This window comes from Chryseobacterium shigense (assembly GCF_014207845.1).
Lineage (GTDB): Bacteria > Bacteroidota > Bacteroidia > Flavobacteriales > Weeksellaceae > Chryseobacterium > Chryseobacterium shigense_A.
In genome coordinates this window covers 662,833-677,223 of record NZ_JACHLC010000001.1, presented here as the reverse complement: position 1 = coordinate 677,223, position 14,391 = coordinate 662,833, and the positions used below count along the sequence as shown (strand labels likewise).

Sequence of the window (14,391 nt, the reverse complement as noted above, 5' to 3'; positions counted from 1 at the left end):
AAGCTATGGTTTAAATAAATCTAAGCTGAGTTTCTGCTCGCGTTGATATTTCCAAACAATGATCTTGTCACCAGCTTTTCATAGGCTTCTTTATTTCCTTCTCCTTTCTGGATCTTCATCAGCGCATACTGCTGGATACTCAGTAATGGGAGTACGATCTTCTCACGTATCTTTACTGATTTTCTGGATAAAGGATCTTCTTCCTGTAACATTTTGAATCCTGTAAGTTCAAGCATAATATCTCTTGAAAGAACATATTCATCAAAAAGTATATTCCAGAATGCACCGAATTTCGGATTGTTTTTAATGTAATAGGTAAGAGGAAAATAAGATTTGTTCATACTCATCATTGAGTTCAGAACTAAGGTTTTAAAGAAATCTGAACCTTTGTACAATTCCTTTACTTCATCCATCCTTCCCTGCTCTTTCATCTTTTGCATAGCATATCCGAATCCGAAAAATCCCGGAACGTTCTGTTTCAGCTGTGACCATGAACCTACAAACGGGATTGCTCTCAAATCCTCAAATTTCAGTTCGCTACCATTCCCTCTTTTGGATGGACGGCTTCCGATATTTGTTTTACCGTAATATTCCAGGGTACTCATTTCCTGAAGGTAAGGAACAAACATAGGGTGGGCTTTCAAATCCGAATATTTCTGATAACTGATATCAGCAAGTTCTGCAATCAGTTTTCTTTCTTTTTCTGTAAGATCTTTTTTAGAATTTTTAAAGACGTCATTTTCAACTCCGGCGGTTAGAAGCTGTTCAAAATTATATTTAGCCTGTTCTTTATTTCCAAAAATACTTGTGATTGTCTGTCCCTGTATCGTCAGTTCTATTTTATTATTGGCAATGGTATTTCCCTGTGAAGCATAGAAATCGTGGGTTTTCCCGCCTCCTCTTGCCGGTGGCCCGCCTCTTCCATCAAAGAATACTACTTTAATTCCATACTGAACGGAAAGTTTAGTTAAGACTTCTTTAGCCTTATAAATTTCCCAGTTTGCTTTCAGATATCCTCCGTCTTTCGTACCGTCTGAAAAGCCGAGCATAATTGTCTGCTGATTTCCTCTGCTTTCAAGATGCTTTTTATAAACAGGATTCTGATAAAGCTCGTTCATTACATTTTCTGCATTGGCAAGGCCTTCCATTGTTTCAAAAAGCGGGACAATATCCATTTTGATCTCTTCATCCTGGTAACCGCAGATTTTAAAAAATGCATATACGTTCATAACATCTTTTACGGCATCGGAATTCGAAATAATATAGCGGTTCATGCCTCTGTGACCGTTCAGATTCTGAATTTCGGCAACCTGTGAAACTGTCAGTAATGTATCTTTAACGATATCTTCAAACTGATCTGCATTAACTTTTTCACCAAGCTGGATCAGCTTATTGAATTTCTCTGCTTCATCTGCCTCGGTATTGCCGTATACTTTTGCAAAAACTTCATCAATCACTTTCTGATGAATCCTGCTGTCCTGGCGGACGTCCAAAGTTGCAAAATGGGTTCCGAAAATTTTCACACGGTCTCTGAAATTCACAAGAAGGTCCAAAAACAGGGAATTGTGCTCATTTACCAGTATTTTTTCAGCTTCGTCCGCTCTTTTCAGAATATCTTTTGCTGTGATCATTTTCCCGTTAAAGATAGCTCCGTAAAGCTCATCACTCAATTGTGTCAATACTTCGGAAACTCCTCTGAAACTTAATCTTCTTCTGATAAATTTCAAATGGCTGTAATAAGATTTCAGGATTGCGGAACGAAGCTCTTCTGCCACTCTTTTGGTAACATCAGCTGTTACAAACGGATTTCCATCCCTGTCTCCGCCCGGCCAGAAGCCAAGCTGAATGATATCTTCATGAAGATGGGAATGTCCATTTTCGAAGGTCTTTTTAATCTTGGTAAACAGCTCTCCGATTGTATCGTAATAAACATATCTTAAATAGGAAATAATGCTTAGGGCTTCATCAATCGGGGTTGGTTTTTCTTTATTAACGAAAGGTGTTTTTCCCAGTTGCTGCAAAAGCATATCGATCTGGGTAACGGAATCGCTGGTAATAGCCCCTCTCAGATCCTGAATAATCCTCTGCACCGAACTTGGGTAAAACTGGGTCGGGTGTGCCGTAAATACTACTTTTACTGTAAAATCTTTCAGTTTCTCACGTACCTTTTCAAGTTTGTGGTCCTGGTAAGAACGCTCAAAAAGATTGGTTACGGTTCCGTTATCACTTTCAGAGTGCAGGCTGGGAAATGCTGCATCTTCAATACTGTCGAATAAAACTACCTGTCTTTCAATGTACTGAATGATCTTAAAGAGAAGCTCTATTTTCTGTTCTTCCGTTTTGAGATCGGTATGGTTTTTAAAGAATTCTTCAAGAATGTCCTCAGGGGTTTTGCCTTCATCATATCCGTTCCGGCTTTCTTCGTAAAGGAACGGGAGAAGCATCCCGATATTGGTCATTTTATCATAAGGCAGGCTCATAAATAATGAATTGTAGATCTGGAACTTATTCTCCACGATCTGCCTGAATTTTTCTGCTCGTTGGTCGTGTATCATATAACAAATGTAATGGATTTTGGTTTGAATTCAAATGGTGTTTCTTTTAAAAATTCATCAATTATGTATTTAATATTCTTTCTCAGGATTAATTCAGGGCTATTATAATTTTGAATGCATCAGTTTAATGATTAATTTTACTTTTCACAGAAATTAATCAGCATCCCATGAAAAATATATTCATATTCGTTTTAATGACTTTTATTTTCACAGCCTGTGGTGAAGATTGCTATAATGCTCCTCAGACGATAGCTTTTAAATTCGTTAATTCCAGTGATGAAAACCTCATCACCAATGGAACGCTTACCGCCTATTCTATCAAAGATGAAAATCAGGCTGAGATACAGTTAACCAAAACATCTGATGATATGGTTATTTTAGAAAATGTCGGGGCTTATAATGGTACAAAAAAATACAATTTCTACTCTAATGTTAAAGCTTTTTATTTTTCAATACAGTCGTCAGAATTTAAAGGAGGCTGTGACGGTTTTCAGATCAATAAATTAACATTTACAGGAATAGGTATTGATGTGACAGACGAAAAAGGATATTATAAAATTGTACTGCAGTAGCTTACACAGTCTTAATACGATTTAAGAAAATAATAATTATGAAGATTATTCCGATCATTTCTTTTCTGATACCGGGTTTGTTACTTTCCCAAAATACAATTCCAACCGATTTCAAAAAAATCCCGGATATTCTTGACACTACAGAGTATTTATACCCATTCATTGTTCCGGATAAAGAATATGGGTACTGGAGGGTTCTCACCAATGATCCCGATCCCGAAAAAGCCGTAATCTACGAAAGCCAGATGCCGGACTTCATGACGATCAACGAACCTGTTCCTGAGAGAGGTTTTTTTCAGAAATGTATCGGAGAAAAATGTTTTTCATATATCCTTGCCTGTAAGAACGACAGATCCGTATATTTTTCGAATGAAAAGCAACTGAGAGATTTTATCGGAACAGTTGATAATCTTCCGGAAGCTATTTTACTGGCAAAAACATATGGTTTCACAGTTGATACCAGCAATAAACTGGGTGGCTCCTATAAAATTGAGGACAGACATATCTCTTTATACGCATCCAAGTTTAAAGGCTGCCCGGAAATTAAAGAATCTTATTTCATAAAGATTAACAGGAAAACCGGAAAACTGGAAGCAAAAAATAATGGAGTGTATGCGAAGGATGAAAACTGTATCTCTTTGTAACTGGATTTTTTGAAAGCACTAAGGCGCAAGGATTTTACCTGCGATAAAATTGATAAGCTGATTTTTTTAAACTATTAAGAATCATTACATAATTATTTATTGTAATTGTTAGAACGTTGAAAACCATATATATTATTCAACTTAATACAAACAATAAATATCCCTCTACTTCTAAAATGTAATATCTGTGTAAGGCCTCAAAATACATTTTGTAAGGCCTTAGGATATATTTTGTAAGGTCTTGAAATTCACCTAAAAGGGAAAATAATTAATAGTTTAGCTGCTCAAAAAATACATTCTATGCAAAAAAAATTTACTCTGCACTATAAACGTGCCCAAATAGGTTTTATAAAAAAATATAGGCCTATCTCTCTGCTAATAATTATTCTATCCTTCTTCTTTTCTTCAAATCTTTATTCGCAATCATGTACAGACACTAATTTCAATGATGTCACTGTGCTGAACGTTAGTGGCGGGTATTCGGCCACAACCGGAATCCTAACCTTCATATCCGGTGCCGGCAACATACAGGTAACTAAAAATGGGGGAGTCCAATTCTGGCTTTATGGACCAGCGAATGGAAGCCCATATAACGCTCCCAATACGTTACCATCAGATGGTCTGCTACTGTTTATAGGAAATAAATATTACAGATCAAAAGATATTATGACCTCTAGCTACAATGTAACAGGAAACACTGATGCAGGATACCTGACTGTAGTTTCCAATACCTGTTCTACATCAGGAAACACACAGGCCTTAGATATCCGTCTTAGTGCAGTAACAGGCGGTCTTACCTATTATTTGAATGTCAAATATTCTTATACCATTCCTAATAATTATCTTACAGTAGACTATAGAGTTGAAATTCCTGCAGGCAATACAGCTCCTATAAGCCTTGCTCACTCCATGAATAGTTATCTGGCTATGCAACCTGAACCGGGCTTTGTAACCGGTGCTGCGCCTTATTATATAGTGGGTGCCCGTAATGGGGCAAATTATGAAGCTTTTAAATATAAGTCCGGAATACCATGGTCAGGATACTATTCCGCAGATTGGAACAACTTAGGTACTGATTTAGGTAGTGATGCTACTTTCAATAACACTATTTACTCTACTGGTGGTGTAGATAACTCTTTTGGAATATCTATGAACTTCGGCACTACTCCCGGCGTATTTACCAGTACAAGTGATATTATCTTCGCATGTAATGCACCTACAACTGCTCCATCATTCTCCAATAAATCAATCTGTGCAGGTGCCAGCGTAAATCTTACCAGCCTCTACAACGGCCCGGCTCTTTCAACTTTGGGAAGTAACATCGCATTGCTTTATTATGATCCTTCCGGCAATCCTGTTGCAGATCCTACCAATGTTGCAGCAGCAAGTGGTTATACTGCAGAATATGTTGATACTGTTAATGGATGTACTTCTCGAAGAGGACCAATTTCAATTAATACTTCATGTCCAGATCTGGCCATAACCTATGGCGGAGTAAGCAGTGCCTGCGTAAAAAAAGGAGACACCTTTACATTAACCTATACTGTAACCAATTCAGGAGCTCAGGAAAGTAATCCTGTAACTGCAATATTAGCAAATGTAGACCCGGCTTCATATATCTTCCAGTCTTATACCGCTACATCCGGAACTTATGACAATAGCGCCAGAAAATGGACTATCCCAACCTTGGGTACCGGCGGTGCTTCATCCACCATTACTCTTACCTATCAAGTAGGACAGAACCCGGGAAATATCCAGTTTATAGGAAATGCTACCGTTTCAGGGCCTGTAACTGAAGGGAATACAGCTAATAATACAATAGATATGACTACTGTATATGTTACACCACTGGACAATATTACGGCGAATAACGATAGTGTTACTGCACAAGCAGGAAACAACATCATCAATGTTCTTACCAATGATGTTCTGAACGGCGTATCGCCTGCTTCGTTAAACAGCCACCCGAATACAAAAGTGACTATGGTTTCCCAATCTGTTCCGGGTGCTCTGGTACTGAATGCAGATGGAAGCGTAAATATACCTTTAGGAACACCTTCAGGTGTTTATACGCTCGATTACAGCTACTGTTATTATACGGCATACGGCAGCACAACCAATTCATGTACTAACTGTACAACCGCAAGACTTACCGTTACAGTTACTGGAAGCTGCTACAGATCAGGAATTGCTTCTACAGCAGGAAATCCGGCACTGATCAGTAAAGTGGGAATTACCTCATTACAAAGAACCGGAGCCCAGAGCTCAGATAACTGGCCTGCGGTGCGTAAAGGTGCATGGCTGGCTCTTGAAGCAAGAACAAAAGGATTTGTTGTCAACAGAATAGCTTTTGCATCTGGAAATCCTGTAGGCATTCAGCCTTCAGATTTTGTAGAGGGAATGATGGTGTATGACACGACAAACAAATGCTTAAAAATGTACACTTCACAAGATGGAGGAACTACTTTTGGATGGTTCTGTATTACTACACAGACCTGTCCGGATTAAATAATAAATTTTGAGAGCCTGAATATGAAACAACCAGCCAGGCTCTCAGTTCTCACTAAAAAAATAAAAAATGATAAAAAATATAATACTAACAGGAGTTTTTTTGGCAGCTGATCTGATTTCAGCCCAAATTGGAATAAGCAGAGAATCCGTAAGTAATGCTTCTGTATCGCTGCAGTTTGGAGATAATGAAAATAAAGGTCTGTTACTTCCCTATGTTACAGATAAAACAGGAATTACAGAAAACGGAACCCTTCTTTTTGACATGTCAGACTATAAAGTAAAATATTTAAAAGACACCAATACATGGTTTGATCTGAGCGTTGATACAACAGGCAATACAGGCAACACAGATTTCAACATTCAGGCTAGTGACAGAGCGGAGCAGCCGGGAGCCAAAGTTTCTATCATTACTGCAGATGATGGAACAGATACGACAAAAGGGATACTGGTACTTGCCGATAACAACAAAGCAATGGTTCTGCCTAAAGTTGCTAGTCCACATTTAAATATCATTGACCCCAGCGCAGGCATGATGGCTTATGATACCGTAAAAAAACAGCTGGCCGTCTATAATGGAAAAGTCTGGACCTTCTGGAAACCATAATATTAAATTAAAACCTTCTTTATTGAAGGTTTTTTTATGAAAATAACCGGCTTCAGTTTAACAATAGAAGTGCAACAGATAATTTTTGTAAAGCTAAAGAATTTATCAGTCTACATTATAAATAAAAAAACAAGCAGTACTATCTTTATATTTTAGCAGAATTTCAATAGTTTTCATCACATTCAATCATTTTAAATTTAAAATTTCATTAACTCAATTTTCTTTTTTCATTCCGTAAATTTGAATCAAATAAATTTAGAACAATGCTTAATTTCGAGTTTAAAAATCCAACAAAAATACTTTTCGGAAAAGGTGAAATCGCTAAAATTTCCCGTGAGATTCCAAAAGATGCTAAAATACTGATGATTTACGGTGGCGGAAGCATCAAAAACAATGGCGTTTACGATCAGGTAAAGGAAGCCCTGAAAGATCATGATCTTTATGAATTCGGGGGTGTTCCTGCGAATCCTGAATACGAAGTGCTGTTGAACGCTTTAAGCTTTATCAAAGAAAAAAACATCAATTATCTTCTTGCCGTAGGTGGCGGATCTGTTATTGACGGGACAAAATTCCTTTCAGCAGCAGCCAATTATACCGGTGAACCGTGGGATATTCTTAGAAACTCTGTGAGAACTTTTGAAGGTGAAGGAATGCCATTCGGGAGTATCCTTACGTTACCTGCAACAGGTTCAGAAATGAATTCAGGCTATGTAATTTCGAGAAGAGAAACCAATGAGAAATTATCTTCAGGCGGACCGGGACTTTTTCCTCAGTTTTCGGTTTTAGATCCTGAAGTAATCAGAACAATTCCTAAAAACCAGATCGTCAACGGTATTACAGATGCCTATACCCATGTTTTAGAACAATATATGACGGCACCTTCTTCTGCGGATCTTCAGGAAAGAATTGCAGAAAGCATCCTGATCAGCCTTCAGGAGACCGCTCCAAAAGTTCTGGCTGATGATTTTGATTATGATGCTGCCGGAAACTTTATGTGGTGCTGTACAATGGCTCTGAACGGACTTATCCAGAAAGGAGTGATTACCGACTGGGCGGTACATGCCATGGGACACGAACTGACTGCTTATTTCGGAATAGACCATGCAAGAACACTGGCTGTCATAGCCCCTTCCCACTACCGTTATAATTTTGAAACAAAAAAAGGAAAACTGGCCCAATATGCTGAAAGAGTCTGGGGAATCAAAGACGGAACGGTTGAAGAAAAAGCGGAATTGGGTATCAAAAAAATGGAAGAGTTTTTCCACAGCCTGAACATCAAAACCAAACTTTCCGAATATACCGGAGATTACAAAGGTACTGCCGAAAGAGTAGAAAAAGCATTTACAGACCGAAAATGGTCCGGCCTGGGAGAATATAAAAAACTGACACCCCAGGATGCTTACAAGATTGTGGAGATGAGTTATTAACAGATGCTGGGTGCGGGTTTCGAGATTCGAAGTGCTAGAGTTTATAATGACTGGTTTTAACAGTTTATTATCTGGTTTTTAAAGCCCGAAACCCGTACCTCGCATCCCAACATCTATAAAACTCCTTTATTTATAAACATTCGTTTAAAAAAGCGTGATTTCATTATAAATATTTCAAATTTATTTATATTTTAGCATATTCTTAAATTTGTGAAAATGAAAAAACAGCTACTTTTATTTGCCTTTTCAGCTCTGGCACTAACTTCCTGTAAAGATGACAATATCGAAGCTTATGAACTCGAAATGATGAGCGGAGACTGGAAGGTGAGCAAAATAGAAACTATTTCCGGAAAGGACAATAAAACAGTAATTAAGACTGAAACACCTTCTGCTTGTGAAGCTAAAAACATTCTGCATTTCAGAAGTGATTATTATACAAGCTATACGTTTTATGCCGGAACCACCGCTGCTGACTGCATACAGGCCGGAATAACCGAAGGCAAGTATACCTATACTGAAGAGTCTAAGCTGTTAAGCATCAAAAATGACAATGATACTGAAAGATGGTACAGAGTGGAAGTCCTTACAAGCCATGACCTGAAACTGGCACATCTATTTGGAACCTCCGATCAGAATGGTGATGGTATTGCTGATCTTACCTATGTAAGCTACAAAAGATAAATACTGGCTCTCGATTTTATCGGGAGTTTTTTATTACATTTATCAGATATTTTAAAATTGATTATAATGAAGAAGATTTTTTCAGCATTTCTATTGCTGTATTTTATCCTGTCCTTTTCGCAGGAAAAAAAGCCCATGTTCTGGCAGGACATTCAGAATTTCAAAAAAATTGACCAGGAAACCCCTCCTCCAAAAGACGCCATCCTTTTAATAGGAAGCTCTTCTTTTACAAGATGGACGGATGTTGACAGCTATTTCCCAGATAAAACCATTATTAACAGAGGTTTTGGAGGTTCAAGAATGACAGATCTGAATGATTTTGCTGATGATCTTTTAAGTCCTTATCACCCTAAACAGATTATTATTTACTGTGGTGATAATGATTTTGCAGATAACCATAAACTGAAAGCCAAAGCAGTGGTAAAGAGATTTAAGACATTCTATAAAAAGATCCGTGAAAAATTTCCGAATATTGAAGTAGATTATATTTCCATAAAATATTCGCCGAGCCGCGAAATCCTGTGGCCTCAGATGCAAGAAACAAATAAAAAAATTGCTGCTTTTATGAAAAAAGAAGCCAATTCAGAATTTATTGATATTACAAAAGCCATGGAAGATTCCAACGGGAATGTGAGAAGGGATCTTTTTGTGGAAGATATGCTTCACCTGACACCGGAAGGCTATAAAATCTGGGCGGAAGTAATGAAACCTTACATGAAATAATATAAAAAATGATAAAAAAACGAATAACCATTCTAATTCCGGTTTTTATTTGTTCACTGGTTTTTGGACAAAAAGATAAAGGATTTGACAAAAAAGAACTTATCCGGGAACTGTCTGATAAAGCCTGTAAATGCACAGATTCAATTGCATTGTTTAACCGGGATAAAAAAGACATTTTAAAAGATGTACATGATTGTATTGATAAATCTGCAGGGGCAATGCAGCTCGGAGTATTAATGGGAAGCGTTGAAACTTTAAAGAAAGATGCACCTGAAGTAAATGGCAAAAAGCAGGTAAATCTCACTTTCAATACAGATAAAAACTCCCAGCAGTACATGGAAAGTTATAATGAGCTTGAGCGTTATCTTATGGAAAATTGTACGTCTGTGAGACATGCAGCCATGATATCTGAGACCAAAACAGAAGGGCTTTCAAAAGATCCGGCTGCTTTGGAATTTTATCATAAAGCCTTGGAAGCTTCACAAAAAAAAGATTGGAAGGAAGCCATTCAAAATGGGCTGCAGGCGGTAAAAAAAGATCCGCAATTTATTTATGCCTGGGACAACCTGGGCATTAATTACAGAAGAACAGGCGAATATGATAAATCTCTTGATGCCTACAAAAAATCTCTTGAAATAGACCCTAAAGGAAAAATGCCTTTACAGAATATCCCACTGGTTTATGTTTACAAGAATGATTTCCAGAAGGCTATCGATGCTTATTTAGCTTTAGAAAAAGTATATCCCGGCGATCCTGAAATGTATTACGGAATCGGGCAGGTGTATTTTTCAGGGATGAAAGACGATGAAAAAGCATTGGATTATATCTGTAAAGCCTATAGAATTTATACTGAACAAAAGTCTCCTTACAGAACAGATGCAGAAACTATGATGTCGCTTATCTATAAAAACATGAAGGAAAAAGGCAAAATTGAAAAGTTTAAAGAAATCCTGAAAAAAAATAATATGCAGTTTTAATAAAAAAACTCCCGGATCGGGAGTTTTTTTTTATTATTTCTTTTTCTTAGATTTTGATATCGCTTTCTGTTGGGCTCTGTTCGCTCCAAATTTCTTGGGCGCTTTCCTTTTTGATGGTCCTCCCCAGTTCTCTTTCTTGTTTTTATCCTTTTTCTCGTGAAAAGCTCCGCCACCTTCATTCAGTTTTACCTGTGCCGGGTTTTTCATTATAATCACATCTTCTTCGGAAGCGATTTTTTTAGGATTTATTTTTACCTCTGCAGGGAACTCATTAAACTTAAGATCTTTATCCATCAGCAACTCAATATCAAGGATGGAAGCTTCTTCTTTTTTAGTGACGAAAGTAATTGCTTTACCGTCTTTATCTGCCCTACCCGTTCTACCGATTCTGTGGATATACTGTTCAGGAATATCAGGGGTTTCAAAATTAATTACGTGGGTAATATTGGAAATATCAAGACCTCTGGCCATTACATCGGTGGTAATTAATCCTCTGATCTCTTCATTTTCAAACTTTTTCATGGCTTTAAGCCTGTAGTTCTGGGATTTGTTTGAGTGGATCACATCAAACTGCTCAGGGAAAAGTTCATCAACTTTAGAGAATAAAAGATCCGAATTCTTCTTATTATTCGTGAAGATCAGCACCTTGGACATATCTTCATTATTCTTCAGCAAATGTTCAAGAAGGTTAATCTTTGTATTAAAATTCTCAACTTTGTATGCAGTCTGCTCTATCTTTTCCAGCGGAGTTCCTGATTTTGCCAGTGAAATTTCTATCGGATTGGCAAAGTACTGATCCAGCATTTCATCTACAGCTTCCGTCATTGTGGCCGAGAAAAGAATGTTCTGTCTCTTCGGCTTCATCATTTCGAAGATATGGGTAAGCTGTGGTCTGAAACCTAAGTTCAGCATCTCATCAAACTCATCAATGATTAGTTTCTGTACTTCTTTCAGTGAAATGGCATTGTCGATGGCAAGGTCCATTACCCTTCCCGGAGTTCCTACCAGAATATCACATCCATTGTTAAATAACAGTTTCTGTGTATTGATATTTTTCCCTCCGTATATTCCGATTACTCTTGCGGTAATATTTTCTGTCAGCTTTTCAAGGATTTCAGTTACCTGAACCACCAGTTCTCTGGTAGGAACAAGAACCAAAACAGTAGGATTCCCGGTTTTGTTGTATTTCCATGTTTTAAGAACAGGCAGAAGGTAAGCTAATGTTTTTCCTGTTCCGGTCTGTGCAATTCCCATTACATCTCTCCCGGAAAGTATAGGGCCTAAGCTCTTTTCCTGGATAGGTGTAGGTTCAAATAATTCCAGATCCGCCAAAACATCAAGAATTCTGACCGGCAGGTCAAAATCCGCAAAAGTGAGTTTTTCCATGGTGCAAAGATAAGTATTTAAATTGAGAGGTTGTGCCGGATGCGGGTTTCGAGTTTCGGGGCATTGGGTTAAGCTATAAATCCTGGTGAACAAAAATGTAATTTTTTGTCATCAATTTCCACCCTTAACACGTAACACGTAACACGTAACACGTAACACGTAACACGTAACAAAAATATCACTTCCTGGTCACTCTCAGTAAAAGTACGAGAACCAATACTACTGAAAATACAAAGCCTAAAACCGCAACCAAAGACAGTTCCCCTATTCTTGGCCCGGATTCTGAGACAAAAACTATAGCCGTCGCAATAATATTAGCTCCGAGGATCATGGCTAAGATCAGGTTGATTACGCTTGATTTGATCAGCTGGTTGGTCTTTTCAATGTTTTTGATTTCGCTGGATACGGTAAATTTGTTATCATCCAGTTTTTGCAGCACGGATCTGAGCTCTTTGGGAATTTCATCCACATTATCTGTGAAATTCATCATCCGGTCCATACCTGTTTTTAAAAGATTCTTCGGCTTAATCTTTTTGGTCAGGATTTTTCTGGTATAGGGATGAAGGCTTTTTACGATATCCAGATCAGGATTGATTGTTCTTCCAACCCCTTCTATCAGGCTGATTCCTTTAAATAAAAGATAGAAATAATCCGGCATATGAAGCCTGTTATCCTTTAAAATATCTTTCATTTTATTGATGATCACCTGAACATTGATATCCTGTAATGACGAGCTGTGAACGAAGTTCAAAATATCTTCCACATCATTTTCAAATCTTCTTTCATCTGGTATTTCGTAACTGACTGCCATTTTTTTGAGGTGACGGACAATTTTATGCGAATTTTTAGCGACAAAACTTACGATAAGACTTTCAAGGATTTCCTTATCATTGGGCTGTATCTTCCCTACCGCACCAAAATCAATGAAAACAATTTTTCCGTCTTTTTTCACTAAAATATTCCCGGCATGCGGGTCTGCGTGAAAGAAACCATAATCCAGGATCTGGGAAACGAACAGCCTCAACCCTACTTCAGAGACTTTTACAGGATCAATATTATGGGCTAAAAGAGTGGCTTTATCAGTTACCTTAATCCCATCGATAAATTCCATGCAGAGAATATTGTTGTTGGAATATTCTTCATAGATCTTTGGAACATAGGTTTCTTTATTGTTTTTGAAATTCCGGGCAAAATGTAGGATATTTTCTTTCTCGTTGATCAGGGAAACTTCTTCCAGTAAGGATTTCTCAAAAGTGGAAATGGCCTGTTTCAGATTAAGTTTTTCTCCAATTTCAGAGTAGGCGGAAACCAGTTTCTCCAGGTCTTTGATGAGAAGCAGATCATCTTCAATAACGGCCTGTACATCCGGTTTTTTAAGTTTGAGGATCACAGGATTCCCATTGAGTAAAACAGCTTTGTAAACCTGTGCAATAGATGCAGTGGCTAAAGGTTCTCTCTGAATTTCCTGAAAATGGTCTTTGACAGATATATTGAATTCATTTTCCAGAATTTCTTCCACATCCATATCTACGGTATCCACTTTATCCTGAAGTTTCTGCAGCTCCTGAATCAGTTCCGGCGGAAGCAGATCTTCCCTGTTGCTGAATGTCTGTCCCAATTTTACAAACGTAGGGCCAAGCTCTTCCAGCACCAGCCTGATCCTTTCATATACCGTTCCTTTAGAAATAACCTCATCCGGATCAACAGAAATTGTTTCATTTTTATTTCCCGTGTTCATCCTTGCCAGCATATCCTTAAACCCGTATTTACTGAGTACGGAAATAAGCCTGGCTGATCTTTTCAGTTTTCTTTGCTGTTTGTCAAACATATATTTCTAAATAGTTGATGCAAATTACTCCAAAAATTGTTCCTATTGCTATTTATTTTATCTGAATAGCCATGCAATGATCAAAAAGGATACATAATTTTATCTGAACATCAGAAATTTTAATATGATGAATCTTTTTTTGTGAAAATACAGCTACAGAAAGGTTTTTATTATAAACCCACTATTCATTCTTTTTCTGGTATTTATAGACACTAAGAACATCTTATGAAGAAAAAAATACTATTCATAACATTATTTAAATGATTTTTTTATCTTTATCCTTATCAAATTCAAACTAACCTAAAAATATTACAAAATGAAAAATTTACGTAACAGCAAACTTTCAAGAGAGCAATTAAAAGGAATTTCGGGAAGCGGTATCATTAACGGAAACTGTTCCAACCAATGCTGTCCTACAGACGGAAGACCAAGATGCCCGAGACTGATCTGCCCGGCGGTGATCTGCCCTCAATATGCATAAAA

At 37.5% G+C, this 14,391-nt stretch carries 12 protein-coding genes; 9 read left to right on the top strand and 3 right to left on the bottom strand.

Annotated features, from left to right (window positions below):
* Positions 1-20 precede the first annotated feature (20 nt).
* Positions 21-2,555 (bottom strand): phosphoenolpyruvate carboxylase, encoded by a 2,535-nt coding sequence (locus HNP36_RS03010; protein WP_184160556.1) that lies wholly within the window; start codon positions 2,553-2,555, stop codon positions 21-23.
* 167 nt (positions 2,556-2,722) lie between these two features.
* Here HNP36_RS03010 and HNP36_RS03005 point away from each other — a divergent pair, with 167 nt between their 5' ends.
* From HNP36_RS03005 to HNP36_RS02970, 8 genes are all read left to right on the top strand, one after another.
* Positions 2,723-3,127, top strand: a complete 405-nt coding sequence (locus HNP36_RS03005) for a hypothetical protein (RefSeq protein ID WP_184160558.1) — start codon at positions 2,723-2,725, stop codon at positions 3,125-3,127.
* Positions 3,128-3,165: 38 nt separating this feature from the next.
* Positions 3,166-3,771 carry a hypothetical protein gene (locus HNP36_RS03000; protein WP_184160560.1) on the top strand — a complete coding sequence of 202 codons (606 nt, stop codon included), beginning with the start codon at positions 3,166-3,168 and terminating at the stop codon, positions 3,769-3,771.
* A gap of 300 nt (positions 3,772-4,071) precedes the next feature.
* Positions 4,072-6,279, top strand: coding sequence for a DUF11 domain-containing protein (locus tag HNP36_RS02995; RefSeq protein WP_184160563.1), 2,208 nt, complete (start codon positions 4,072-4,074; stop codon positions 6,277-6,279).
* A 70-nt stretch (positions 6,280-6,349) separates the two neighbouring features.
* On the top strand, positions 6,350-6,886 hold the full coding sequence (locus tag HNP36_RS02990) for a hypothetical protein (protein ID WP_184160565.1): 537 nt from the start codon (positions 6,350-6,352) through the stop codon (positions 6,884-6,886).
* 263 nt (positions 6,887-7,149) lie between these two features.
* Positions 7,150-8,313, top strand: a complete 1,164-nt coding sequence (locus HNP36_RS02985; protein WP_184160567.1) for an iron-containing alcohol dehydrogenase — start codon at positions 7,150-7,152, stop codon at positions 8,311-8,313.
* Positions 8,314-8,529: 216 nt separating this feature from the next.
* The gene (locus HNP36_RS02980) at positions 8,530-8,994 is read left to right on the top strand and encodes a lipocalin family protein (RefSeq protein WP_184160569.1); all 465 of its coding nucleotides are present in this window, start codon (positions 8,530-8,532) and stop codon (positions 8,992-8,994) included.
* Between the two features lie 66 nt (positions 8,995-9,060).
* On the top strand, positions 9,061-9,717 hold the full coding sequence (locus tag HNP36_RS02975) for a GDSL-type esterase/lipase family protein (protein WP_184160571.1): 657 nt from the start codon (positions 9,061-9,063) through the stop codon (positions 9,715-9,717).
* 8 nt (positions 9,718-9,725) lie between these two features.
* Positions 9,726-10,694 carry a tetratricopeptide repeat protein gene (locus HNP36_RS02970; RefSeq protein WP_184160573.1) on the top strand — a complete coding sequence of 323 codons (969 nt, stop codon included), beginning with the start codon at positions 9,726-9,728 and terminating at the stop codon, positions 10,692-10,694.
* A gap of 33 nt (positions 10,695-10,727) precedes the next feature.
* Here HNP36_RS02970 and HNP36_RS02965 read toward each other — a convergent pair whose 3' ends face one another.
* Both HNP36_RS02965 and HNP36_RS02960 read right to left on the bottom strand, forming a co-directional pair.
* The gene (locus tag HNP36_RS02965; protein ID WP_184160575.1) at positions 10,728-12,080 is read right to left on the bottom strand and encodes a DEAD/DEAH box helicase; all 1,353 of its coding nucleotides are present in this window, start codon (positions 12,078-12,080) and stop codon (positions 10,728-10,730) included.
* A gap of 178 nt (positions 12,081-12,258) precedes the next feature.
* Entirely contained in the window at positions 12,259-13,908 is a 1,650-nt protein-coding gene (locus HNP36_RS02960; RefSeq protein ID WP_184160577.1) for an ABC1 kinase family protein, read from the bottom strand.
* Between the two features lie 316 nt (positions 13,909-14,224).
* Here HNP36_RS02960 and HNP36_RS02955 point away from each other — a divergent pair, with 316 nt between their 5' ends.
* Entirely contained in the window at positions 14,225-14,389 is a 165-nt protein-coding gene (locus tag HNP36_RS02955) for a hypothetical protein (protein ID WP_184160579.1), read from the top strand.
* Positions 14,390-14,391 lie beyond the last annotated feature (2 nt).